The organism is Levilactobacillus zymae DSM 19395 (genome assembly GCF_001434115.1).
GTDB lineage: Bacteria > Bacillota > Bacilli > Lactobacillales > Lactobacillaceae > Levilactobacillus > Levilactobacillus zymae.
In genome coordinates this window covers 1-24,929 of sequence record NZ_AZDW01000039.1, presented here as the reverse complement: position 1 = coordinate 24,929, position 24,929 = coordinate 1, and the positions used below count along the sequence as shown (strand labels likewise).

The 24,929-nt window shown below is 54.3% G+C and carries 25 protein-coding genes; 18 read left to right on the top strand and 7 right to left on the bottom strand.

Annotation, left to right across the window (positions count from 1 at the left end):
* Positions 1 to 92: 92 nt before the first annotated feature.
* Entirely contained in the window at positions 93 to 1,046 is a 954-nt protein-coding gene (locus FD38_RS09750) for an aldo/keto reductase (RefSeq protein ID WP_057733714.1), read from the bottom strand.
* Positions 1,047 to 1,233: 187 nt separating this feature from the next.
* Between FD38_RS09750 and FD38_RS09745 the strand changes: the two genes are divergently transcribed.
* The 7 genes from FD38_RS09745 (at position 1,234) to FD38_RS09715 (ending at position 9,397) form a co-directional block, all read left to right on the top strand.
* The gene (locus FD38_RS09745; protein ID WP_057733713.1) at positions 1,234 to 1,989 is read left to right on the top strand and encodes an ABC transporter ATP-binding protein; all 756 of its coding nucleotides are present in this window, start codon (positions 1,234 to 1,236) and stop codon (positions 1,987 to 1,989) included.
* 14 nt (positions 1,990 to 2,003) lie between these two features.
* Complete coding sequence (locus FD38_RS09740) at positions 2,004 to 3,827, top strand: FtsX-like permease family protein (protein WP_057733711.1); 1,824 nt, start codon at positions 2,004 to 2,006, stop codon at positions 3,825 to 3,827.
* Positions 3,828 to 3,857: 30 nt separating this feature from the next.
* Positions 3,858 to 4,226 (top strand): GntR family transcriptional regulator, encoded by a 369-nt coding sequence (locus FD38_RS09735; RefSeq protein WP_057733709.1) that lies wholly within the window; start codon positions 3,858 to 3,860, stop codon positions 4,224 to 4,226.
* Positions 4,227 to 4,504: 278 nt separating this feature from the next.
* On the top strand, positions 4,505 to 4,909 hold the full coding sequence (locus FD38_RS09730) for an iron-sulfur cluster biosynthesis family protein (RefSeq protein ID WP_057733707.1): 405 nt from the start codon (positions 4,505 to 4,507) through the stop codon (positions 4,907 to 4,909).
* Between the two features lie 152 nt (positions 4,910 to 5,061).
* Entirely contained in the window at positions 5,062 to 6,435 is a 1,374-nt protein-coding gene (locus tag FD38_RS09725) for an Ig-like domain-containing protein (protein WP_225430787.1), read from the top strand.
* A gap of 158 nt (positions 6,436 to 6,593) precedes the next feature.
* Positions 6,594 to 8,129: a multicopper oxidase family protein gene (locus tag FD38_RS09720; RefSeq protein ID WP_057733705.1), complete on the top strand. Its 1,536-nt coding sequence runs from the start codon at positions 6,594 to 6,596 to the stop codon at positions 8,127 to 8,129.
* Positions 8,130 to 8,710: 581 nt separating this feature from the next.
* Positions 8,711 to 9,397, top strand: a complete 687-nt coding sequence (locus tag FD38_RS09715) for a hypothetical protein (protein WP_057733703.1) — start codon at positions 8,711 to 8,713, stop codon at positions 9,395 to 9,397.
* A gap of 63 nt (positions 9,398 to 9,460) precedes the next feature.
* On the opposite strand, the gene FD38_RS13095 is transcribed toward FD38_RS09715, so the two are convergent.
* A complete protein-coding gene (locus tag FD38_RS13095) occupies positions 9,461 to 9,586 on the bottom strand; it encodes a hypothetical protein (protein ID WP_263862344.1) in 126 nt (41 codons plus the stop codon).
* 55 nt (positions 9,587 to 9,641) lie between these two features.
* The gene (locus tag FD38_RS09710; protein WP_057733701.1) at positions 9,642 to 10,538 is read right to left on the bottom strand and encodes a DMT family transporter; all 897 of its coding nucleotides are present in this window, start codon (positions 10,536 to 10,538) and stop codon (positions 9,642 to 9,644) included.
* A 234-nt stretch (positions 10,539 to 10,772) separates the two neighbouring features.
* Here FD38_RS09710 and FD38_RS09705 point away from each other — a divergent pair, with 234 nt between their 5' ends.
* The 5 genes from FD38_RS09705 to FD38_RS09685 all read left to right on the top strand — a co-directional run bounded on the left by FD38_RS09705 (position 10,773) and on the right by FD38_RS09685 (position 13,310).
* The gene (locus tag FD38_RS09705) at positions 10,773 to 11,342 is read left to right on the top strand and encodes a helix-turn-helix transcriptional regulator (protein WP_057733699.1); all 570 of its coding nucleotides are present in this window, start codon (positions 10,773 to 10,775) and stop codon (positions 11,340 to 11,342) included.
* A 78-nt stretch (positions 11,343 to 11,420) separates the two neighbouring features.
* Positions 11,421 to 11,900 carry a hypothetical protein gene (locus FD38_RS09700; protein WP_057733697.1) on the top strand — a complete coding sequence of 160 codons (480 nt, stop codon included), beginning with the start codon at positions 11,421 to 11,423 and terminating at the stop codon, positions 11,898 to 11,900.
* 117 nt (positions 11,901 to 12,017) lie between these two features.
* Positions 12,018 to 12,206: a helix-turn-helix transcriptional regulator gene (locus FD38_RS09695; protein WP_057733694.1), complete on the top strand. Its 189-nt coding sequence runs from the start codon at positions 12,018 to 12,020 to the stop codon at positions 12,204 to 12,206.
* A 3-nt stretch (positions 12,207 to 12,209) separates the two neighbouring features.
* Positions 12,210 to 12,737 (top strand): DUF3278 domain-containing protein, encoded by a 528-nt coding sequence (locus tag FD38_RS09690; RefSeq protein ID WP_057733692.1) that lies wholly within the window; start codon positions 12,210 to 12,212, stop codon positions 12,735 to 12,737.
* Positions 12,738 to 12,785: 48 nt separating this feature from the next.
* On the top strand, positions 12,786 to 13,310 hold the full coding sequence (locus FD38_RS09685) for a DUF3278 domain-containing protein (RefSeq protein WP_057733690.1): 525 nt from the start codon (positions 12,786 to 12,788) through the stop codon (positions 13,308 to 13,310).
* Positions 13,311 to 13,363: 53 nt separating this feature from the next.
* Here the strand turns inward: FD38_RS09685 and FD38_RS09680 are convergent, their stop codons facing one another.
* Complete coding sequence (locus tag FD38_RS09680; RefSeq protein WP_057733688.1) at positions 13,364 to 14,395, bottom strand: YeiH family protein; 1,032 nt, start codon at positions 14,393 to 14,395, stop codon at positions 13,364 to 13,366.
* Between the two features lie 113 nt (positions 14,396 to 14,508).
* Here FD38_RS09680 and FD38_RS09675 point away from each other — a divergent pair, with 113 nt between their 5' ends.
* The 4 genes from FD38_RS09675 (at position 14,509) to FD38_RS09660 (ending at position 19,695) form a co-directional block, all read left to right on the top strand.
* Positions 14,509 to 15,384: a LysR family transcriptional regulator gene (locus FD38_RS09675; protein WP_057733686.1), complete on the top strand. Its 876-nt coding sequence runs from the start codon at positions 14,509 to 14,511 to the stop codon at positions 15,382 to 15,384.
* 137 nt (positions 15,385 to 15,521) lie between these two features.
* Positions 15,522 to 16,715 carry an MFS transporter gene (locus FD38_RS09670; RefSeq protein ID WP_057733684.1) on the top strand — a complete coding sequence of 398 codons (1,194 nt, stop codon included), beginning with the start codon at positions 15,522 to 15,524 and terminating at the stop codon, positions 16,713 to 16,715.
* Positions 16,716 to 17,441: 726 nt separating this feature from the next.
* A complete protein-coding gene (locus FD38_RS09665) occupies positions 17,442 to 17,903 on the top strand; it encodes a helix-turn-helix domain-containing protein (protein ID WP_225430786.1) in 462 nt (153 codons plus the stop codon).
* Positions 17,904 to 18,069: 166 nt separating this feature from the next.
* Positions 18,070 to 19,695 carry an ABC-F family ATP-binding cassette domain-containing protein gene (locus FD38_RS09660; RefSeq protein ID WP_057733682.1) on the top strand — a complete coding sequence of 542 codons (1,626 nt, stop codon included), beginning with the start codon at positions 18,070 to 18,072 and terminating at the stop codon, positions 19,693 to 19,695.
* A gap of 161 nt (positions 19,696 to 19,856) precedes the next feature.
* Here FD38_RS09660 and FD38_RS09655 read toward each other — a convergent pair whose 3' ends face one another.
* Positions 19,857 to 20,615, bottom strand: a complete 759-nt coding sequence (locus tag FD38_RS09655) for an NADP-dependent (R)-specific alcohol dehydrogenase (RefSeq protein ID WP_057733680.1) — start codon at positions 20,613 to 20,615, stop codon at positions 19,857 to 19,859.
* Between the two features lie 128 nt (positions 20,616 to 20,743).
* A complete protein-coding gene (locus FD38_RS09650; protein ID WP_057733678.1) occupies positions 20,744 to 21,682 on the bottom strand; it encodes a nucleoside hydrolase in 939 nt (312 codons plus the stop codon).
* Positions 21,683 to 21,854: 172 nt separating this feature from the next.
* On the opposite strand from FD38_RS09650, the gene FD38_RS09645 reads away from it, so the two are divergent.
* Positions 21,855 to 22,076 carry a hypothetical protein gene (locus FD38_RS09645; protein ID WP_057733675.1) on the top strand — a complete coding sequence of 74 codons (222 nt, stop codon included), beginning with the start codon at positions 21,855 to 21,857 and terminating at the stop codon, positions 22,074 to 22,076.
* A 111-nt stretch (positions 22,077 to 22,187) separates the two neighbouring features.
* Here the strand turns inward: FD38_RS09645 and FD38_RS09640 are convergent, their stop codons facing one another.
* On the bottom strand, positions 22,188 to 23,906 hold the full coding sequence (locus FD38_RS09640) for an aryl-sulfate sulfotransferase (protein WP_057733673.1): 1,719 nt from the start codon (positions 23,904 to 23,906) through the stop codon (positions 22,188 to 22,190).
* A 201-nt stretch (positions 23,907 to 24,107) separates the two neighbouring features.
* On the opposite strand from FD38_RS09640, the gene FD38_RS09635 reads away from it, so the two are divergent.
* A complete protein-coding gene (locus FD38_RS09635) occupies positions 24,108 to 24,812 on the top strand; it encodes a DUF975 family protein (protein WP_057733671.1) in 705 nt (234 codons plus the stop codon).
* Positions 24,813 to 24,929 lie beyond the last annotated feature (117 nt).

The following is a 24,929-nucleotide window of genomic DNA, read 5'->3' as shown; positions in this document are numbered from 1 at the left end:
CTGGTCGAATTTTTAGATTAATGAATTTTAACGTATCCGTTTGGTTTTAGCCAGTTGGGCTACCCCAGATGGGGAAACCCAAACAACGGTAATTAAGGTAACGTGTTGCCCGCTGCGAAGTAGACGTTGTACCATTCTTGCTTGGTCAACGTGACGTCCGCACCGGCCGCGCTGTCGGCGATATGAGCGGGATTCATGGTCCCCAACAGGACCTGAATGTTAGCCGGGTGCCGCAAGATCCAGGCAATCACGATGCCGTTCTTGGAAACGCCGTACTTATCGGCCAACTTCTGCAGTTCGTCGTTTAACTTTTGATATTTCGGATCGTTGATGATCATTCCAGCGAAGAGACCGTATTGGAACGGAGACCAAGCCTGAATGGTGACGTGATGGCGCCGGGCAAATTCCAGCATGCCCCCGTCGTGATCGACGGCCCACTTGTCTTCCATGTTGACGTGCATGCCGGCGTCGATCATGCCGGTATGGGCGGGCCCAAATTGCAGTTGGTTGAACATCAACTTCTGGTCGACCGCGTCTTGGACCAGCAGGTATTGTTGAACGTTGAAGTTGGAAACCCCAAAGTGCCGTACTTTACCTTCACGTTGGAGCGTGTTGAAGGCGTCCGCCACTTCTTCAGGTTCCATCAATGGGTCCGGCCGGTGCAGCAAGAACGCATCTAGATAGTCCACGCCCATCCGGGAGAGAATGCCATCCACGGCGTCCAAGAGGTGTTGCTTGGAGAAGTCGTAACGCTTCCCGAAGACCAAGCCGTCGTGACTGCGGGCGGGGTCTAAGACGATGCCCCCTTTAGATTGAATGTAAAAGTCGTCGCGAGACAAGTTCGAGGCAGCCAAGGCTTCCTTGAACTTCTTCTCTGACGCACCGTCCCCGTAAATGTCCGCGGAGTCGATGTAGGTGATGCCCGCGTCGTGAGCGGCTTCCAGGGCCTTAGCGGCGTCCGCGACTGAAAGATCGGCCATCCGCATGATGCCCAGGGCGACGGCGGAGGCTTGCCAATCGGTACCACCCAAGTTAAGTTGTTTCATGCTAAAAATCCTTCCTTTCCTGGTTCATTCAATACAAATCAAGTTTACACCCAACGAGGCCGGGACCCTAGTAATCGCCCCCGACCACCGCCGTTAGCTAAAATTACTTATTGACTTTTCAAATTTCAGCAGTATAGTTAATTACACAAGTAACTAACCAATGAACTAACAAACGGGGAAAATCAACATGACGAAGACAGTCGTTGACGTGCATCATTTAGAAAAAACCTACGGTAAGGCCGGTGAACGGCCATACACCGCCTTAAAGGGCTTGAACTTCTCGGTAGCCGAGGGGGAATTTGTCGGCATCATGGGGGCGTCGGGCTCGGGGAAGACCACTTTACTGAACATGTTGTCCACGCTGGACACGCCCACCAAGGGGGACGTGATTGTCAACGGTCACGACGTCACCAAGATGCGGGGCAACCAACTTTCGGACTTTCGGGCCCAAGAAGTCGGGTTCATCTTCCAGGACTTTAACCTGCTGGAAAGCCTGACCGCCGAGGAAAACATCGGCCTGCCGTTAGCCTTACAAGGCACGCCGTCGAAAGTCATGGACCAGGCGATTCAAGCCGTGGCCGCGACCTTATCGATTACGGACCTCTTAAAGAAGTACCCGGCGCAACTTTCCGGGGGTCAGAAGCAACGGGTCGCCGCCGCGCGGGCCATCGTACACCAACCGTCGATCTTGATGGGGGACGAACCCACCGGGGCGCTGGATTCGACCAGTGCGCGCGAGTTATTGGACTTACTGACCACGATCAACCGCGACCAGCACATGTCCGTGTTACTGGTGACTCACGATCCGTTCTCCGCCAGCTTCTGCCAACGCATCTTGTTTATCAAGGACGGGCAGATTGGCTCCGAACTCAAGCGGGGGGAGCTGGACCGCAAGGACTTTTACCAACAAGTCCTGACCGAACTGGGGACGTTTAGCGAATAGGGGGAACGCAACAGATGTTAACGAAATTAGCTTTAGCCGGGGTGAAGAACCGGCGCCGCGATTACCTGGTCTTACTGGCCGGGCTGACCATGTCGGCGGCCATCTTCTACATGTTCGCCAACCTCGCGACCAACCAGGCCTTCATCAAGGCCAATGCCGTGGTCAAATCCGCAAGCGTGGTTTTTGGCTTCGGGGCGGTTCTATTGGCGTTAATTACCATTGTCTACATTATGTACGCCAACTCATTCTTACTGAGCATGCGACAGCACGATTACGGGTTGTTCATGATGCTGGGGGCTAAACGCCGCCGGGTCGGTCAGCTGGTCTTCTTAGAAACCTTGATTTTGGGGACCATCGCCACGGCCATCGGCATCGTGCTGGGGATCGTGGTCAGCAAGTTGTTGGTCGGCTTTCTCTTGGACCAACTGGGGTTGCACCTGGCCCACCTGACGTCCTTTTATCTGCCGGCCGTTCTGTTTACGGCGGTCCTCTACATCGGCCTGTTCATCCTGGCGTCGTTGTTTAACCTGACGCGGTTGATGCGGACCACGGTCCAACAACTTTTACACGCCGACCAACAGGCCAACCAACCCAAGAGCCGGCCGTTCCGTCAGTTCATTTTGGGCCTCATCGGTATCGGATTACTCGCGGTGGGGTACTGGGCGCTGGCCGCCATCGAGCAGCTACAAATGACGGCGATTCCGCTGGCGTTGGTCACCATCACGTTAGGGACCTACCTCTTGTTCCACGCGGCCGTGCTAGCCGTGATTCGGGGCTTACGGCGGACGACCTGGGCTAAAAAGCGGCTCAACGGTTTCTTATTAGGCCAATTGAATTTCCGGGTACACGACTACACCCGGATGCTGACCATCGTGTCGTTGCTGTTTGCGATGGCCTTGGGCGCCATCACCGTGGGGTCCGGCTACCACCGGCAAATGCCGATGACCGCCGATTCACTGGGGGCCTACACGGTGGCCGTCCACGACGCCAACGCGCACCAAAAGCGTCTGATCAAGCAACTCCACGTGGCGCACCAGGCCACCTACACCCAGAAGGTTCAGGGCAAGACCACCTACTACAACGCGGCCGAATTAAAGGCCCAACCGTTCCAACTGATCAAGAGCATGCAGAGTAGCGCTAACGGTCGGCCACACTTCTACACGGAACCCCTGGCCAAGTTCAAGACCAGCGGGGCCACGCAACTCGACTTCATCATGTTGAATCCTAACAAGTTAGGTGATTTTGCGGCGCCGAAAATCGTGAGTGCGACGGCCTTTAAGCAACTTAAGGGGGCGACTTACCGGGTCACCACGGTGCGGGTGAAGCACATGGCCGATGACCTGACGGTGTTGAAACAACTTGACCACAGCGAACAACGTCGGTTTCCCCAGACGGCGTCTCAGTTAACCATTGGGACTTACCAATCGTTTGAAATGATGAACGGAATCTTCGGTGGGTTGGAATTTATCGGCTACTTCTTAGGGATTGCCTTTCTAGCCATGCTGGCGTCCTGCTTAATGTTTAAAATTCTGTCCGGCGCCCCCGGTGATTTACGGCGTTACGCGATGCTCAATAAGGTCGGAGTCCGGCGGGGCTTGATGCGCGGTAGTCTGGCAAAAGAAATCGGGATTTTATTCGCAATTCCTGGTATCATGGGAGTAATCGATGTCTTGTTCGGGTTACAGATGTTTAAGCCGTTGATGGGCAAACCCATGAGTCCTTATCTGGGAATCGGGACCACCTTTGCCATCTTCATCGGGCTGTACGTCATTTATTACGTGATTACCTTGGGGTTATACCTTAACTTGGTCATGCCACGCGACGTAGCGCGGGATTAAGACGAGTTCAAGAAGAATGTGAGATAAAACATGAGATTTAATTTTGATAGTCCAGAACCCATCTATTTACAAGTGGCCGAACAGGTTGAAGAAGCAATCTTCACGGGGGTCTATCAGGCGGGCGAACAGGTGCCTTCCACCACGGAAGTCTCCAAAGAATTTCACATCAATCCGGCAACCGTCCTGAAAGGGATCAACCAGTTGGTCGCGGCGGGGATGATTGAGAAACGCCGGGGGGTGGGGATGTTCGTGACGGCCAACGCCGCGGAGATGATCCGTGAGAAGCGGCGTGCCCAGTTCTACGACCGGTACGTGAGTCGTTTTACCAGCGAGGCTAAAAAATTAAATTTATCGGAAGCAGAAGTCATCGCCCTGATTCAACGGGCGTACCAGGACTGACCGGAAGGAGGCCGTGACAAAAGTCGCGGCCTCCTTTGTCTCTCCAAATGGGCGGTGTCGAAACGTGCACCCAAAGGCTGCTGATTCCGCTGAATCCCGTCAGGCAAACAATCCAAGTTCAGGATTGCCTGTCTGACGACATTCATGCTCGTCAGCAAATCGCCTCTGGGCACACTCTCCCTTTTTCTGTGAGCTAATGAGTTTACAAATGCGGTCAAGCGGTGTATAAAATAATTGTACACAATTTAATTGTCAGCACAGAGAAAGAGGGACTTCACATGGACATCAAGATTAAAGACGCAGCGAAGGACTATTTGGCAGCCCACGTCACGGCCGGCAGTATTTTATTACTGGTGACTGACGACGGGTCGAACAAGTACTCGACCATTGGTGGGTCGTGTGCCATCGGCAATAAGTTCCAGCTGGTCGCGTTAACGGCCGAAGATCCCGATTATCAATTAATGATGGAGAACAACGCCGGCTACCAGATGCGGACGAACCAAAACGACGCGATTTACCTGGGCAACGGCCTGAATCTCGACCGGGTCCACAACCAGTTAGTCTTAAAGGACGACAGCGGGATCTTGGATAGCGCAGTCGGACTCATCTCCTACACGGCCGCAGAGAAATCCGACTTGGATTTAAAGAAGGAAATGCAGACCCTGGGCACGCGAATTTGCTAACGGAATAGAAGCTTTGACCGCCGATTGTTAAGCCAATCGACGGTTTTTTGTTGATCGGACACGATTTGGCACGGGTTTGCGGGTTGCTATTGAAATGGAGGTACTTGCGCGCGTATACTTAACCCTAAGAACAATTTTTAGGAGGGGATTTTTTGCGAAACAACCATCGCATCATCAAATGGCTAATCGCTTTGATGGGTTTACTGGTACTGACCCTGTGTGGGCGCGCACCACTGGCCCAGGCGGCGACAATCGACGGTAGCCCGTACGTCACGTCCGCCAAGGTTATCAACGGTCCGGACTTCAAAATGGCAGACACCATCAACGTGGAATATCACTTAGAATTTGGCAACATCGCTTTACATAGTGGCGACAAGATTACGATCCCGTTGCCTGACAATTTAAAATCGTCTAAGACCGACACCTTCGACGTGACGGGGCCCGACGGCAAGACCGTGATTGGGACCGGGAGCGTGACTAAGGGGGGCGACAGCATTGAAGTGACCCTGAACGACAAGGTGGAGAACCTCGACAATAAGGTCTTGGACCTGAAGATTGCCACCAAATATGCGGGAACTAAGTACGGGGAACAGGACGTGAACTTCCCGAACAACCATCCCGACAAGATCAACATCGTCGAAAACCTGGCCAACCTCTCCAAGAAGGGTGAAATCCAGGATAACGATACCGTACGCTGGACGGTCTTGGTTAACCGGCGGGGCCTTAAGATGAAGAATCTGAAGGTGGAAGACACCATTGGGGCCAACCAGACCATGATTCACGACGTTACGGTCTCCCCAGCTTACTGGGTCACCGACACGTCTTACAAGCGGGAAACCCCAGCGTTAAGTGCGGACCAGTATACCGTGGACTACACCAGCGATGGATTTACCCTGAAATTCAAGGATACCGTCGACCAGATGTACGCCATCGACTACTACACCAAGGTCGATGACCCGTCCGTGATCCACGACGGCTACGTCTTCACCAACCAGGCGACCATGACTTGGGGTGGCGGTACGTCGGGCACGCCAAACTCCGAACAGGCCAACGGGAAAGTTTCCACGTCCAGCAGTAATTCCGGCTCCGGGAACGGTAACAACGTCGGCAACGAAGATAAGGACGGTAACGAGGACAAAGACGGCGATGGAGACATCGACGAAAACGGGGACATCGATATTGTTGATCCTGGAACGGGTACCGGGGTCGATGACGTCGATACCGGGACCGAGACGCCGGCCGAGGAAGCGGCTCGTGAAAAGGAAGAAGCCGCTAAGGAGGCCGCAACCAAGCAGCCAACTAAGGCCACAACGACCAAAAAAGCCGCGACCAAGAAGGCTGTAGCTAAGCCAACCACGACAGCCAATCACGCTAAGCCGGTCGTGGCAACGCAAACCAAGGCTAAAACGGTACGACGGAACGCGAAATTGCCGCAAACCAACGACCAAGCCAGTCTCGCCGCTGTTGCGGGTCTGAGCCTGTTAGCCGCGGTAACGGCCGTAACCGTTATTCGGCGTCATTTCTAAATTAAGCTTGACGGAAAGTCCGACTACATTGTCGGACTTTTTTGATTGGCGGGGAAACCGCTCGCATAAAAAAACGTTTACACCGCCGTTTCGAAATTGCGTTATCATAAAGGAGGAACACGAGTCAATAGATCTGAGGAAGGGGCGTCTAGAACCACATGACTAAACCAATTTATACCGATTATTTCTTTGACGAACCAGCGTACAACACCCACGATGGGGGCTACGTGCCGCTGGAGGTCGCCGATGCACCCGAGATGGCGTTACGGATTCCACCGTTGTTAAAACCCGATAAGGAAACGGCGACGGATACTTATTACACGGTCGAGGCCCAAGCCGGCGAAACGCAATTGTTGCCCGGTAAGAAGACCAAGACTTGGGGGTACAACACGACCCTTTTGAGTCAGACCCTGGTATTTGCCAAGGGGAAGACCATGCATATTGATTTGAAGAACAGTTTAAAGGAACTCACCACGTTCCACTGGCACGGGTTAAACGTACCGGGCCCGTACACCGATGGTGGGTGCCACGCTCCCGTTTATCCGGGAGAGACCAAGCACATCGACTTCACGGTCGACCAACCCGCCGCGACGCTGTGGCTCCACGCCCACCCGTGCCCATCGACGGCCGAACAGGTTTGGCACGGTCTGGCCGGCATGGTACTGGTCACCGACGACCAAGAAGCAAAGTTGCCGTTCCCACGGAACTACGGGGTCGATGACATTCCGTTGGTTTTACAGGATCGGCGGTTCCACGAAGATAACCAGTGGGATTATAATCAAGATTACGATCCCGATGGCGTTCAGGGTCCCACGGCGATGATCAACGGGACCATCAACCCGTACTTTGACGTGACCACGCAACGGTTACGGCTCCGGATTCTGGACGGCGCGAACCGGCGGGAATGGCGGTTGCATTTTAGCAACGACTTACCGTTTACCCAGGTGGCGTCCGATGGTGGCGTGATGCCCGAACCCGTTAAATTCACCCACCTGATGTTGACCTGTGCCGAACGGGCCGAAATCATCGTGGACTTCGGCAGCGTCAAGCCGGGCGAAACGGTCACGTTGTACTCCGACGACACCCCGCTGGTCAAGTTCCGGATTCACGACTACCAACGCGAAGACGTGACGTTGCCGGACCACCTGGTCGACATTCCCGACCCGGAAGTGACGCCAAACACGCCCGTCCGGAAGGTCGTCATGGACGGCATGGACGAATACGTGATGATCGACGGGAAGAAGTTCAACATGCAACGGATTGATGCGCGACAACAGGTCGGTAACGTTGAGCTTTGGGACATCAAGAACAATAACAAGACCGATAGTGGGATGGTTCACCCGTTCCACATGCACGGCACGCAATTCTTGGTGGTCTCCCGCAACGGCAAGGCGCCGTACCCGAACGAACGGGGCTATAAGGACACGGTCGGGGTCAATCCGGGTGAAACGGTCCGCATCAAGGTACGGTTTGAAAAGCCCGGGGTCTTCATGTACCACTGCCACATCATTGAACACGAAGATGGTGGGATGATGGCGCAGATTGAGGCTTATGATCCAGCCCACCCGAAGACGTACAAGCTGATGGATATGGATACGCTGATGAACGCGTTCGCGAAGGAACGGGGCATCGACGTCAAGGACCTCCATCTCGCGGGGATGAGTTCGTATGATAAGATGGGAATGAAGATGTAGCAGAGTGCGTTCAGGGGCGGTCAGCGGGCGAGCATTAACGTCATTTTAGTGATTAGCCCGGGCTTGGCTAATTGCTAAAATGGGGTTAAGCGGAACCCGTTGCCCCTGATAAGCACGTTTCGGAGGCCGCAGATGGCGCTAGTCTAAGGGGGAAAGCCTGACCCCGTCAAATTTCCGTTATGGGGTTAAGCGGAGCCGGTTGTTCCTTGTAAGCACGTTTCGGCGGCTGCAGGTGGCGCCAATCTAAGGGCGAAAGCCCGGGCTTGGCTAATTGCTAAAATGGGGTTAAGCGGAACCTGTTGCCCCTGATAAGCACGTTTTGGAGGCCGCAGATGGCGCTAGTCTAGCAGCGAAACGCCCCCAATTCCAATTCTATTCAGGGGTTAACGGCCATTGCGACTCACGCATTTTCTCAACCAATAACGTTAAAAAACAGCTTGTAACCGTCAGAATTTCGTCGGTTATAGGCTGTTTTAGCGTCCGGGTAAGGTTCTTAAGATATAATAGAAATAATAAGAACTCACAAGAAAGGGTCTTGGGTTCAGGTCAGTTAATCGCGAACGGAAAGGACGGTCTGGTTCATGGATGCAAAAGCCAGTTACCCGCAGGGGCATTATCATATCAGCCAGTTTGATCAGCAGCAGTTATTGATTCGAAACCAAGTGAGTTTGGTGACGTCACTCTTGCGGTTAACGGATTCCGAGACGCCGTTTAACCAAATCAACGCCTTCCTGAAGGGCACGGTGACCAATCGTAAGCTCAACGACGCCACGGTACAGCGCCTCTTGAACCTACGAACGGCCGTGGCCTTCATTACCGGCTCGCCGGAGGGGTTTGAGCTTTTGACGTTTAGCCACATCAACGACCTGGTGACCGCCGGCGTCGGGCTAGGCGGCGGGGAACTGCGGAAGATGCCCGTGGTGACCCGGGGCGACCAGACGGTCAAACTACCGCTACCCGAACAAGCCGCCGTCCAAAAGGATTTGTTGGATTTACGGCTTGATCACAGTGACTACACCGACCGGGCGCTGCAAGCGGTGGCCTACGTGTTGCACAAGCAACTGTTTAGCGATGGCAATTTGGAAACGGCCCTACTCGTCGGCAATCAGGTGTTGGCAAAACGGGGTGCGGGCCTGTTGTTAGTGGCGGATGACCAACAGGCGGCTTTCCGACGGGTCCGTCACGACTTCTACCGGAACGCCGACGCGGAAACGTTTTGCCGGTGGCTGTACGCCAACGCTATCGTGGGACCGGAAGGCCTTCGTTAACGGTTAGTCAACTAGCTATTAAAGCGCTCAGGATTTTCTCCTGGGCGCTTTTTGGCGAAAAATTTATTTGCGTTTAAATAGTTTGCGAACCAGTACGACTAGGCCGACGATGATGGCGATTTGGACCAAGAAAACGGCAACGTAGTAAAGGCTGTCAAACAAGTAAAAGGTTGCTAATGTGTTAAGCATGCTGAATACCCCCTAATCCGATTAATTAAGACATTAAACTGGTTAGGGAGAACTGTCAATGCAAATTGGGGACGGACTGGGGAAGATTGATGAGGAGAATAGCGACAATGGTGAGCACGATACCCACGAATTGGACCGGGCAAAAGGACACGTTCAGGCACAGTACGGATAAGACAGTGGCGGTCAAGGGTTCGAGGGTCCCCAACATGCTGACGACGGCCGGGTCCAGGGCGTTTAAACTTTCCACGTAAAAGGCGTAGGCCAGTAGGGTGCCTACCACCACGATGCCCGCGACCAGGAGAAAGTCCAGACCGTCGAAACCGGCGGGGATGGTGGTGAGGGGCGTCAAAAAGTTGGCGGCAACCCCACCGATGAACAGGCCCCAACCGGTGACCACCAGGGAATGGTTGTGTTTCAGCAGCGGGCAGGGGATCAGTGTGTAGGCGACGATACCGAAAGCCGACGCCACCCCCCAGACGAAGGCCGGCGTGGGCACCACTAGGGATGTGAGTTTACCCCCGGTCACCAACAATAGGATGCCCACCAACGAGAGCAGGACTGCGCCAATGTCGAGCCACCGGGGCAGGCGTCGGGTGGCCAGCGCGACCAGGAGAATCAGGATGGCGGGGCCTAGCGATTGGAGAATCGTGGCCACCGCCGCGTTGCCGTAGTAGAGCGACAGCAGGAAGGTCGATTGGGCAAAGCACACGCCCAGGACCCCGAAAGCGATGACCAGGCCGGCCGAGCGCCACGATCGCCAGATTTTAAAGATGGGTTGCTTGGTCACCAGCAGGTAGGCGAGTAGGAGCAAGCCGGAGAAAAACATGCGGGCGGATACCAGCCAGCCCGGCGAAACGGCGATGCGGGCAAACAAGATGCTGGAGAGTATACCGCTAATGCCGAAGAAAATGGCCCCGGTACCGGCCAAGACGGCGGCGAGCTTTTTAGTCATGGGACACCTCTCAATTCTCAATCTGATAATTTATTATAACAAATTATCAATCTTTATGAAACCGCTAACAAAAGGTGATGATCCATTCAACCGACTAACGGCTTAGTCACCAATTCCGCGAGTGGTTAAGCCGTCGTAAGCCTGGATAATCGGAGCTGTTTTTGGTTGGAGAAATGTGAAAGACTTGGTATCCTGGACTAAAGCGTTGACGGTTAATGGTTCAGGGGAGGTCTCATGGAATTACCACGACAACTCACACAGATTCGTCAGTTTCGGGGTTATTCGGTGGCCCAACTGGCGGAAAAATTACGGGTCCCACCGACCTTGGTGGCGACTTGGGAAGCGGGGATTCACTATCCCAGTCTACAAGCCATATTAGGCTTGAGTCGGATCCTCAACGTCCCGGTCCGCCGGTTGGTACAGGCGGATCTCGGCCGGATGCGGCAGGAGCTGCACGGCAAAAATCCCCACCGGGACACGGATCTATTACTCGCGTTGAGTCTGTTTTTTGGGTTCTCATGGGTTCCGGTCTTGTTAGTGTGGCGTCACTGGCCGTGGGTGCTCGGGGTGCCACTAAGTCTCTGGCTGGGTGTGATGGGGTTAGTGTGGCATTTGGACGGCCGCGCCCATCGCAGTGACCGGCAACACTATCGAGAAATCCTGGGCTACTTCGCCGGTCAGGACGTCGCGACCTTGTGGCAACAACGTTTACGCCACCGTGAGCGGTGGGTCGTTGCGGGCAGTTATGCATTGTTACTGGTGGTGTTAGGGGTACTGGGCGGTCTAATGGTTAATCAACAGTAAATCTAGACACCAATTACGTCGATTGTTATCCTGGTTAGTGGACAGGGAACCTTAAATCTAAGCAAATGGGGAGTTTTAATGCGTCAGCTTAATTTAACGATGATTTTGATCAGGTATTTTAACGGGGTCGAGGACGAACACTTTGACCCCACGAAGGTCGCCCAGTTTAATCGGGCGACCAGTAATGTTCTGGTCCTACTCTTAGGGGCATTAGGGCTGAGCACCCTAGGACTGACGGCGGGGTCGCGAGAGATTAGTAGCTGGACGCTAGTGGTCGTGTGGCTAGTGATCAGTGGGCTATGTCTTTGGCTTCGGCACCTTACTCATCAACTGGGCTTTCGGGAATTGCGAACGACCCGGCGCGATTACCCGGCCCGGGTGCGGCGATTACGGCGCCGGGCTTTGGGGTTAGGCGGGGGTCTGGCTCTGGTGCTCTGGGGAACCATGTTACCGGTCGGGGACTGGCGGGCGACGCTAGGGCTCAGTGTCGTGGTCGCGGGATTAGTCGCAATCGACGCCTATCAGACCTGGCGGACCCACTTAACGATTACGGATTGAGCTGCCCTGGGTGGCTCTTTTTTTTGCAAGTCGGTGTCATATATAGTTGACACGGGTTGGAGCCACGGGTAAACTAAAGGTGTCAATTATAAGTGACATTTCGAAAGGTGGCGGGCCATGAACCACGTTAAAGACTATCGACAACAACGGGGATTGTCGCAGTTGAAGCTTGCGCAGACCGTGGGGGTCGCGCGACAAACCATTAATTTGATCGAAAATGGGAAGTATAATCCGTCACTCAAATTGTGCCTAGGCATCGCTAAAGCCCTGGGGACGGATTTAAACAGTTTATTCTGGGAGGAATGACGTATGGGGAAACCGAGTTTATATGTCCGGCTGGTCAAGCGTTTTTACGGCATCGACGGCGTGTTGGACGAGTACAAATTACAAAAGATCAATCATTTAGGCAACGTGATGTTTCTGTGGCTCATGGGGTACCTACTATTGGGCGATTTGGCCCTCATGGTTGCCTTGGTGAAGGTGCCCGCCGAGCAGGTTCTGACCGTCGCCATCTTTGCCAATTTAGTGGTCGTGGCCATCGTGATTGGCGTGCTGATCGGGGTCTTACGGAAACTTAAATTGGATGACGTCGAGATTACGGCGGCCGAGTTGCCCCAGCGGGTAAAGCGGTTGCGCTGGCGGGCCTTGGGCGCGGGCCTCTACTTTTTCGGAATCACGTTGCTGACGCAAAGCTTACTGGATTGGTGGTTTGACGGGACCAGCCTAGTGGCGACCTTCACCTCACCCGGTTTCTACGGCACCGGTTTAAGTGGGGGCGTATTCTTTGGCGTCTGGATGTACGTGGTTTGGCGGTTACACTTGAAGATTGTCGAGTGAGCGGTACGGGCGACCAGTGTAAATAACAATCGACGGGAGGAGCAGGTTATGACTCAGGGTTATCTATGGGCATTGCAGCATTTTTACCACATTCACGGCGTGTTAGACGAGTATCGGGTGGCCGAACTCAATCGGCTAGGCAACCGCACCTTTCAGGTTTTATGGGGGTACTTGTTACTGTCGAACCTGGTGGCGTTACTTGCCACGTTGCGGTTTTCAACGACGTTGGTTTTAGGGGGACTGATCGGCAGTAATCTGCTGTTGATCTTGCTGGTCGAATGGTGGTTGAGCCGGGCCATCAATCGGCTAAAATTAGCCGTCGAAGAGGTCGACACTGCTCATTACGCCCAGCGATTACGGGCGTTAAGGTGGCGCGTGGCGGGCCAAACGAGCCGCTTGTTAGTGTTTTTCTGGGTGGGTCAGTTCCTAGTCAGCTGGCTCGCCACCGGCTGGTCGGGCGTGGTCCAATTGGCCTTAGCCCCACGGTCGTGGCTGGTCACGGTCGGGTTGGGCCTGTTAGCCGTTTACCTGTTTACCAAAGACCAGAAGAAACAGTTGCATCAGTTAAGGTAATCAAAAAAAGCGCGATCCGCAGTGGGCGGGTCGCGCTTTTCAAAACGTGGTTATTAGAAGAACAGCTTGCTGGCAATCGTGACGCAGGTCATTAAGACTACGGAAGCTAAGGTGGCGGCTAAGAATGGGCGACTACCGCGGTGGGCGATGACCTTGAAGTTCACGCTCATCCCCAGGGCGGCCATGGCCATCCCCAAGAAGATGTAGGCCAACTTGACCAGTCCAGCGACGACAGCGTCCCCCAAGGGAATAAAGGTACCGATGACACTGGTCAGGATGAAGCCGGCCATGAACCAAGGAATCGGTAGCTTAGCATTGGCGTCCGTGTTGGCTTGCGGCGTCGTCTTTTGGTACCACAGACCGATGATCACGGCGGCCGGGGCTAACAGGAGCACCCGGGATAACTTGGTGATGATGGCGGTGTCCAGACTGACCGGACCACCAGCGCTCCCGGCGGCGACCGCGTGGGCGATTTCATGTAGTGAGCCCCCGGTCATGACCCCGAATTGAACGGCGGTCAGGTGCAAGAGGGGCTTTAAGCCGATTTCAATCAAGGTAAAGACGGTCCCCAAGATGGCCACGATGGCCACGGCCAGGACTTCGTTTTCCCGTTGTTGTTCGGCCTTTTCGGCGGGCACCTTGATCTGCGGCGACACGCCCATGACGGCGGCGGCCCCACAGATGCTGGTCCCGGTGGCCGTCAAGATGGCCAGGTCTTTTTCGACCCCCATCTTCCGGCTCAGGTTGTAGGTCAGTAAGATCATCCCGGTGACCACGACGGCGGCCAAGGTGATGGTCTTGACCCCGGCGCTGGCCAGTTGAATTAAGTTCAATTTGAAGCCTAATAAAATAATGCCTAAACGCAAGAACTTATTGGAAATGAAGCCGACTCCGGCCAGGTTCGGGGCCACCAATTGGGGCCGAACCTGACACGCCATCCCCAAGAGTAGGGCGATGACCAGGGCCCCCACTAGGTTGAGGTAGGGTAGTTGGGCCAGTTCGCTACCAGCCACGGCACAGATCAACGTGAGCACGGCGGCCCCCCAGAATGGTCGGGACGCTAAGGTCGTTCGAATTTCTAACATCAGCAATTTTCTCCTCTCAAATCGATAAATTGAGTATACCGGAGTGGTATCATAAGATAAAATTGTTATTTCTGATGTTTCCATAAATCTAGCTAATGATGAGGTGCTTTCATATGCTCGATCAACGCTATCAAACCTTTCAGGTCCTGGTCGCCACGAAATCCTATACTCGCACGGCCGAGGAATTGTTTATCACCCAGCCGGCCGTTTCCCAACAAATCAAGAGCTTAGAAACCGAAGTCGGGGTGCCGTTGGTCCATTACCAGCGGCCGTATCTGACCATCACGCCGGCCGGTCAACAGCTGGCCGCGTTCATCCAGCGGACCCAGGCCCAGTCGACCAAGTTACTTAACGACTTACGCCAACCGGGGCAGCAACGACAACTGACCTTTAGCACCACCCTGTCCATCAGTGAATTCTTAGCGCCCCAGTTGGTGCGCGTGCTGCAACGGGAAGGGCACTATCGCCAAATCAACTGTCAGATTACGAACACACAAGCGGCGTTACGGGCCCTCCAAACGGGAACCAGCGACTTTGCGTTAATTGAAGGAAACTTTGAAAAGCACGCCTTCGACTACCAGGTGATTCGCCACGAACCCTTCGTGGGTATCGTGGGGGCCGCGTCGCCGCTGGCCCAATTGACGCGGGTGACCTGGGCCGACCTGACCAATTACCCGCTGATTATCCGGGAAGGCGGGTCGGGTAGCCGGGACATCTTGCTGCACCTGGCGCAGGCCGCCAACGTCAGCCTGGCGGACTTTCCCCAGGTCATCACGGTCAACCACCCGGCGGCGATTCGCCAACTGTTATTAGCCAACGTGGGAGTCAGCTTTGTCTACCGGTCCGTGGTCCAGGCCGAACTCGCCGCGGGCCAACTGGTCGAACTGCCCCTGGCTTCCGGACGCTTGGAACACGACTTGGACTTGGTCTACGTCAAGGACAGTTTTTTTGCGGCGGATTACGCCCAGCTCGCCGCTCAGCTCCGGTAGGGGGGCAAAGGGGAAATACCGGCTTCCGGTGCGCTTCGTCACTAGTTTGTTAAGTAAGCTTATTATTAGACAATTAATATTAAACCCTGTAGAATAGCAATATTGTTCTAAATTTTGCCGAAAAGGGGTGGAGCCACGTGACGAAGAAGACGAAACGGGCCATTTTTATTTTAATTTTTAGTGAATTCCTAGTGTGTTTAGGGATTAGTTTAGTGATACCGGTGATGCCGTTTATTAAAACGCAACTGCATCTGAGTGCCACCGATATGGGGATTATGAACGCCCTGTTTGCCTTCGCGCAGTTCGTGGCTTCCCCGTTGATTGGGCGGTTGTCCGACCGCATCGGCCGTAAGCCGGTCTTAACGGCCGGGTTGTTCCTCTACATGGTCTCCGAAGTATTGTTCGCGCTGACCAATCACTTGTGGGTCTTCAACATTTCGCGGGTCATCGGGGGCCTGTCCGCCGCGATGGTGGTGCCGACCGCCATGGCGTTAGCCGCCGACATCACCACCAAGCAACAACGGGCACGGGTGATTGGCTGGCTGTCCGCCGCCTTTAGTGGGGGCCTGATCTTGGGCCCCGGGATCGGCGGTATCCTGGCCGGTGTCAGCTACAAGACGCCGTTTTGGGTCGCCGGGGCATTGGGGTTGTTGAGTGCGGTGGTCTTGATCACCTTACTGCCTAACGACGCCGAACACGAACAACCGGTGGCCATGGCGACCACCACGGCACCCACCAGTCACCCGATGAGTCGGGCGTTTTGGACGGTGCCCATCATTATTTTGTTTACCATGATCCTGGTCTCGTCGTTTGGCCTGCAGGGCTTCGAAAGCATCTACAGCATCTACGTCAACGAAGTCTTCAACTTCAGCCTGAGTAACATCGCGCTGGTGTTGACGTTGAACGGGCTGATCTCGCTGTTCTTCCAGGTCGCGTTGTTCGATGGCATGGTCAGTCGGCTGGGGGAACGGCGGTTGATTCGGATCTGCTTCTTTTTAGCGGCCGTGTCGACCATCTGGATCACCCAGGCCCACAGCAAGCTGGAAGTGATGGTGGCCACGCTGATCATCTTCACGGCGTTCGATCTCTTACGGCCGGCCATTACCACGTTACTGACCAAGGCCAGTGAAGCTAACCAGGGACTGATCAACGGCTTAAACATGTCGTTGACCAGCATCGGCAACATCGCCGGTCCCATCATGTCGGGGATGTTGCTCGACATGAACACCCACTACCCGTACATCGTGGTGGCCGGGTTCCTGATTGTGTCGTACCTGATGGCGTTTTTACTCCGGCGGCCCCAAGCGGCTCGGCCGGTGGAACAGTCCTAACTTAAGTAACCTGAAAAGGGGGCCCGCACGAGTTTGTGCGGGCCCCTTTAATTGTCGTTTTGACCAAAATAAATCAGCTAACCATGCGAATTAGCTGATTTTCCCCCTATGCAGATGACCATTGTTGATTCAGTTAAGCGTTCAGCTGGCTGGCGCGTTCCTCCCCCAAGGTGCGGGCTAGCGAACTGAACGTGAGTTGGAAAGGATTCACCAAACCGGGTACCGGCCTCCCCCAAGGCGGTATCCGGACTAGTCAAATCATCGTGGTGCCGGCAAGCTCCCCCAAGTTTTCCGGTCGCGATGGGTAAACGCGGTAGAATTCTTAAGCACTGTGACGATTGGAATTCCCTTAACGTTTATGACCCCATTGTAACCAAACTGTTACATTTATATAATCCCGTAATTTACTTATTGGATTACTAAAATTAACCACCTAGCGGCCGGCTGCGTTATACTATTGTCGATGACAGGAAACCTTTGACTCATGAAAAATAGAGAAGCTGTAAACGGTCTGCGGATCGTTACACGAAAAAGAAACGGGGAACTGAGATGCCACGGCCGTATCATGAACGTTTAAATTTTGCGATGGAATTACCCCTCCGGATAATTTTGCACGGAACGGGAGGCCCCAAGAACGTCTTGCCACACTGGCACCAGGCCGTCGACTTAGCCTGCGCACTGGCGACCAACGCCTGGACCACCGTTTGCAGGTCGCGGTAAGGCGCCGTGGTCAAGTCGACGGCACGGTCCCAGTATCTGATCGACCTGGGGATGGCCTACCGCTTGGTAGGGGAGTTGATCAAGAATCTGACGGTCAACGGCCAGATTCTAAATGATCAACGGCCCTTACCGCACCCGTTGCGCCAAGCCGTCAACGAGATTCAAGAAAACTACGCCAGTTCGGTCTCCATTGCCGACCTAGCGGAGAAACTAAGCTATTCGAGCGTGTACTTTTCCCGGTATTTCAAGGCTTACATGGGGATCTCGCCCAAGGCTTATCTGGGTCAGGTGCGCTTGGAACGGGCGACCGAACTCCTAATGACCTCGCAAGAGTCGATCCAGGAGATTGCGCGCCAGACGGGCTTTCGGACGGAGAAGAACTTCTTCGTGACCTTTAAGCAACGGTTCGACATGACGCCCAAGACCTACCGGGAACGGTATGCCGCCCGGCAAGATTGGCAGGGTTAATCTTTTGTGAACTGAAACCGCCTTCACGAGGGGCGAGCGTTGCGTCACCGGTTTTTTTATGGTAAACTAACACAAATTAACCACGACTTTTCAGAAAAAACAGCGTGGACGCGCAAACGTCGCGTTGTTTTTTCTTGTCAAAATTCAAACCATGGAGGATTGTTCTATGCTCACTGTTTCCAACGTTAGTATGCAGTTTTCAGGTCGCAAGCTTTACAGCGACGTGAACTTAAAATTTACGCCCGGTAACTGCTACGGGGTCATTGGCGCCAACGGGGCCGGTAAATCAACGCTTTTGAAGATCATGGAAGGCCGCTTACAACCCACGACGGGAACGGTCAGCATGGGACCCAACGAGCGGATGTCCAGCTTGAACCAAGATCACTTTGCCTTTGAAGACAGCGTGGTCTTAGACACCGTGATCCGCGGTCACCAGAAGCTATACGACATCATGACCGAGAAGAACGCCCTGTACTTGAAGCCCGACTTCAACGACGAAGACGGGATTCGCGCCGCCGAACTGGAAAGTGAATTCGGCGAAATGGGCGGTTGGGAAGCTGAATCCGAAGCGGCCCAACTCCTCCAAAACCTGGGGATCGACGACAGTCTGCACAGCAGTCTGATGAGTGATCTGACCGAACCCCAAAAGGTGAAAGTCTTGTTAGGTCAGGCTTTGTTCGGCCATCCCGACGTGTTATTGCTCGACGAACCGACCAACGGGTTGGACGTGCAATCCATCAGTTGGTTGGAAAACTTCTTGGCCGACTACGAAAACACGGTCATCGTGGTTTCCCATGACCGGCACTTCCTAAACCAGGTCTGCACGCACATGTGTGACGTTGACTTCAACAAGATCACGGTCTTTGTCGGGAACTACGACTTCTGGTTGGAATCTAGCCAACTGGCCGCGCAATTAAAGGCCAACGCCAACGCTAAGAAGGCCGACCAAATCAAGGAACTGCAAGAATTTATCGCCCGGTTCAGTGCCAACGCCTCGAAGTCTAAGCAAGCTACGTCCCGGAAGAAGCAACTGGACAAGATTACCTTAGACGACATCCAACCGTCGTCCCGGAAGTACCCCTACATCAAGTTCGTGCCCGAGCGCGAATTGGGGAACGACCTGGTCCGGGTGGAACACCTGACCAAGACCATCGACGGCGTGACGCTGTTCGACGACCTGAGCTTTACCTTACGGCCCGGCGAAAAGACCGCGTTTGTCAGTCAAAATGACTTGACCACCACCACGTTGATGCAGATTTTAGGTGGCAACCTGGAACCGGATAGTGGGACCGTGACCTGGGGCCAGACCACCAGTCGGACCTACCTGCCCAAGAACGTCAACGAGTTCTTCTCGGCCGACGACATGACGGTGCTGGATTGGTTACGGCAATACGCCGCGAAGGAAGAAAGCGACAACACCTTCCTGCGGGGCTTCCTGGGCAAGATGCTGTTCTCCGGTGAAGACGTGACCCGGACGGTCAACGTCTTGTCCGGGGGTGAAAAGGTGCGGGCAATGCTCTCCAAGATGATGTTGAGCAAGGCCAACGTCTTGGTCTTAGACGACCCGACCAACCACTTGGACCTGGAATCGATCACCGCGTTAAACGACAGTCTGGTGGCTTTCCCGGGTAGCATGCTGTTCACCTCGCATGACCACGAGTTCATCCAAACGATTGCCGACCGCATCATCGCGGTGGGCCCGAACGGCTTAGTTGACCGGGCGGACACCAGTTACGATGAATTCCTGGGTCACGCGCAAGTCCAGGAACAAGTCGCTAAATTATACGCTTAAGACTAACCGGCATGTTGCCCCAGAAATGGGGACAGCATGCCGGTTTTTTTTTGCAAATAATTAACTACCAACAAAAAGCCCCCAGACGCAAGCACACGTCTGAGGGTGATTTGTGGTTTGATTTAAAATGATCTCATGAACTAGTGGGAACCGGTCGTGGATTATTGGGCGGTGTAACCACCATCGACCACGAATTCGGCACCAGTGGCGAACTTGGATTCGTTGGAAGCCAGGTAGACACAGATGTAGGCGATATCGTTTGGTTCACCGATGTGGCCCATTGGCGTCTTGGTCCGGGCAGACATGGCTGCTTCGGCACCTGGTAAGTCGTCAACTAACGGCGTCTTGATGTAGCCGGGGTGCACGGTGTTGACCCGCACGTCGTAGTCCTTTAAGGCACAGTCTAAGGCAGCGGACTTGGACATGATCCGCACGGCCCCCTTAGAAGCGTTGTAGGCCCCTAAGTTTGGATCGCCGATGAAGCCTTCGATGGAGGACATGTTGATGATGGAAGCGCCCAGATGTTTGTTCTTCATCCGTTGAATCCCTAACCGGGTCCCGAAGAAGACGGCGTCCAGGTTAACGGCGAGTTGTTTCTTCCATTCTTCCGTGGTGGTGTTTTCGATACTCTTGTTGACGGCCATTCCGGCGTTGTTGACCACCGTGGTAACGGGGCCAAATGCTTTTTCGGTGGCGTCAAAGAGGTCTAACCAACCTTGTTCGTCGGTCGCGTCGTGTTGGAAGAATTGAATCACGTCTGGGCCACCAATTCCCTTAGCGGCCTTTTCCCCAACGTCGGCGTGGCGCCCGGTGATCATGACCTTGGCACCTTCTTCAACGAATTTGTCAGCAATCGCTAATCCAATTCCTAAAGTTCCGCCCGTAACAATGGCAACTTTTCCGTCTAATCGATGGCTCATATCATCAACCTCCATAAATTCTCCGATAGTTTGTTAGTAAGTTCACAAAAACATTGTAAACCACTTATCGGGGAAGTGCAACCCATTTCGCTTATTTTTTCACAAGTCGAAATGGGAGCTTGTGAAGGTTAGTCAGCTAACTTGGCTAACGCGTCGATCCGAGCGAAGAACCCATCGTGGTCCACCTGGGTGACCAGGGTCAGGGGCCGACCATCTGCGACCTCAAAGGTCCGACCTTGGCCGGGACTCGTGGTCAGCACGTCGCTGGTGACTTCCTTGGTGGTGACGATGGCGGGGGTCTCGCTGGCGACCGTGGTCAACACGTCCCACAGGAAGTAGGTCGAATTCGTCTCAAAGTGTTCCAACGGGGGTACCAGTGCGTAGCCTTGGCCGATGAAGTCGAGGGCCGGGTGTTGCCGTAACGTGGCCCAGTGTTGCCGGATGGCGGGCGTCAATGGGACCTGCCGGGTACTTTCCAGGCCGACCATTTGAATGGCGATGTCGCTGTCCCAGACGGTCTTGACGGCCTGGGGATCCCAGTAGGCGTTCCATTCGACCGTGCCGTCCTGTTCGGGTTCGGCGACGTTGCCACGACCGTCGAAGGTGCCCCCCATCCAGTAGAGCTTGTCGATCTTAGCGGTGATGGTCGGGTCGACTTCTAGGGCTCGGGCTAAATCGGTCAGGGGACCGGTCATGACCAGCGTGGTCTTGCCGGTGGTGGCCTGGACCTTGTCGATCAGGTCCAGGTGCGCGGGCTTGGAGGCTACAGGCGTCTTGACGGTGCCGCTTTCGTTTAAGATGGGCAGAGCGTCGAGGCTAAAGGCATCCATTCGCCATTCCTTAGGGAAGGGGTGGACACCGCGGGAATTAGAAGCCGCCACGTTAAGCGTGGCGCCGTGACCGAACCGATCGATAATCTTGCGGCTGGCGGAAACGGCGGGTTCCAGGTAGGAATCCGCGCCCACCACGCCGACACCGGTCAGGTTGACATCGGGCATTTGCAGTAACAGTAAGAGTGATACTAAATCGTCGACGCTACCATCGTGGTTAAAATAGACATTACGCATAGAAAAGTCTCTCCCTCTTATTACGAACATTATAATCAAAACTCGCTTTGATAGTTCTTATAATACGGGGAGCCGCTGTGAATTGCAAGCCCCGGTAACGAAACTTTAGGGCAACGTTAAGCCAGCTTTGTTAGACTGGGAACCAGCTTAGTTAACAGAAAGGTGGTTTACCATGCAACCAAGTCAAAATCAACGGCCTAAAAAGTGGCTCGCCCTATTAGTCGCGGGGGTTATTCTCTTCTTTGGGGGCGGTGGGACCGGCTACATGCTGGGCCAACAACAGGCCAAGACCCAACAGACACAGCAGATGAAAAAGGCGCCTAAAGGCATGGGCGGCAAACGCCCTAGTGGCCAACCCAGCGGAGCGCCGAGCCAGAGCAGTAGTAGCAATTAACGAACATTCCACGTAAACCTTCGTCTTGGGGCGGGGGTCACCACTTAAATCGAGAGTAACGCAAAAGGCCTAGAACGGCACACGACCGTTCTAGGCCTTTTAGGCGCTGGATTAAGGTTTAATGGTGGTCAATTTCAGGTTTGACTCACCCGGATACAGCGATAGCCGTTCGGCCCGGTAGCTCCAGTCGCCGTGCGCGAAGTGGGTGCGGTCGACATCGAAGACCACCCGGTTCGTCTTCCGGTTGACCTCGACGAATTCACTGCGCTTTCCCCAGTCGGCATAGCCGAAGCCAATCAGGGTGTTACCCTTACCGACGGCGTAACTACTGCCGACGATGTTGGTGAAGTTGCGCTTGCCTAGGGACTGACCGAATTCCCAGGTCTTGGTGACCGTTCGTTTCAACTGGTTGATCGTCACGATTTCCCCGGCGGACCACTGCTTGGACTGCGCGGTCTTGCCCCGAGTCACGGGAACGTTATTGTCGTAGAATTCCAGTTCGACCGAGTCGCCCTGGTGTTGGTTCTGGTGGATCAGGGTACCCGCGTGCTGGCCACCGTTGTAACGGTAGTGCTTGGTGGTCGGTTTCAAGAGGTACTTATGGTAGCTCTTAGGTAGTTTCTCGGGGGCCGCCAAGATCCATTTAAGCTTGGTGGTCTTGTAGTTGATGGCGAAAATCATGTCTTGGTTCCGTCCGGAAACCACGAGTTCGTGGCGTTTCTGATCGTAAGTCATCGAGTTTTGGTGGAACCAGTCGATCTTACCGTCCGGCCGGTGGGTCCCGGTGTATTGCCGGTAAGCCGAGGCGGGGAGCAGGCGTTTTAAATCGATGACCTTCTGAATCTTCCCGGTCTGACGGTCGATCTCAATCATGGTGTCCTCGACGAACTTCTTACTCCCGTCGTCCACGGTCAACAGGAGATTGTGGTTGGACAGCTCGATGGCGTCGTGGTGGATCACCGTGTTGGTGGCCAACTTGCTGGTGTCCTGCCGCGTTGGGAAAAGGCCGCTAAAGTTGTACTGGCGGTAGACTCGACCGTAGAAGTCGGTCTCCTGAAGTGCGTTATATTTGTGCTCGGTCGGGGCAATCTTGGTGAGAATCAACAGGTGGTGGTTGCTGAGCTCCTTAAAGACGTGCGAAATTTTAAGGGAACTGTACCAGCGAATCTTCCCCCGGGCATCGAGGCCGTAGGTGTAGCCCTGACTGCTGACGGCGAAGGTCAATTTGGTGTGGCCCTTGCCTAGGACCATTTGCTTGGGCTTACTGGTCTTGAGTGTGTTGGTCCCAATACCGTGGGGCGTCTTGGCCGTTTTGAGCCGGTAGGTGTGCCGAGTCACCGTGCCCTGTTTGGTGGTAAAGGTCAACGTCACCCGGTTATTGCGGTTGGCGTACAGTCCCAGCACGCCGACACTGTGTTGCGTGCGGTAGCCGCTCACGGTTTGGTGAATCGTGGTGGCCGGTGTGTTGCCATGGACCGTTAGCCGGACCTTAGTCGCGTGGGGCGTCTTGACTAAAATCAGCCCGGAGAGTGGCGACGTCTGGTACGGGTTAACGATGGTCTTGGCGTGCGTCACCCCGGTCGGTAAGGCCTTGAGCTGCTTCTGGTACTTGGCCGTCAGACGATTCGTGGCGGTGGTGTGCTTGGTCGACAATGCCGGGCGTAAGTTCAACTTGATCTGACTGGTCGCCAAAATATCTTTTTTGGTGTAGTGCTGGTGAACCAGTAAGTAGCGGCGAATGTTGTGCCGTTCGTGGTAGGCGGTGGCGCCACCGAGGACCAGTAACGCGACAATGGCAAGCCCCGTGATGCGCCAGAATTTCTTAGACATGGTGACAACTCCCTAAAATAATTTGCAGTAGCAGTATTTGATATATTCCTAATTATTCTAGCAATATTCATTTTGAACAACAACCGCTTTCATCAAATGACACCGCTTTTTTCATCGATTACGCGCGATTGGGGATGCCGGGCGCCGCCGAAAAACGGTATACTAGGGGGCATGACGCACTATCTGAAAGGGGAATGACCCATGACATCACAAGATCGGAAAAATTTAAAACTCGGGGCGAAAGGCCAGATTCTGGACCAGTTTAAATTCTATCTATTATTATCTATTTTATGGCTGGCCCTGTACTGGGTCGGCGCACAGATCAACGACCGCCACTTGGGCTGGATTACGGAAGCCTTAACGGGGAACCTACGGCTGACCGACTATGCCGGTCCGTTTTCGTTCGCCGGACTCTTGATGTTGGTGGGGGCGGTGCTCCACGCCGGCACCATGCTGACCATGATCGACGTGGACCGGGGAACGCTCGAACTTGACCAGCCCGTTCAACGCAGTTTGCGAGTCTTTGAAAACGGCCGGTACTTCCTAGGCTGGCTGTTTATTGCGATTTGGTCGACCGTGTTTATTTTCCTGTGGACTTGCTTGTTCGTGATTCCGGGAATTATTAAGACCCTTTCGTATTCGCAGGCCTTTTACCTGTATCGCGACGCCTACGATCAGGGCCACCCCATTACCGCGTTGGCGGCGATTACCCGGTCGCGGCAGGTCATGGACGGCAACAAGGCGTTCTTATTCGTGATGAACCTGTCGTTTATCGGTTGGTTCATCTTGGGTGGCCTGTTCTGGGGTCTGCCTAGTCTTTTCGTGATGCCGTACTACGACCTGAGCATGGCGAAGTTCTACAACCAATTGGTGGGGGTAGCGCAACGCGGACCGGTGGCGGATTAAGTGTCGTCTGGGAAATCGGCCACCGGTCATCACGACCAGGGTGGCCCAGTAACCCGGGACTCTTTTCTACGTCTTGTCAATGGAAATGTTGTTAAATCAACGATTCATGATAAGAAA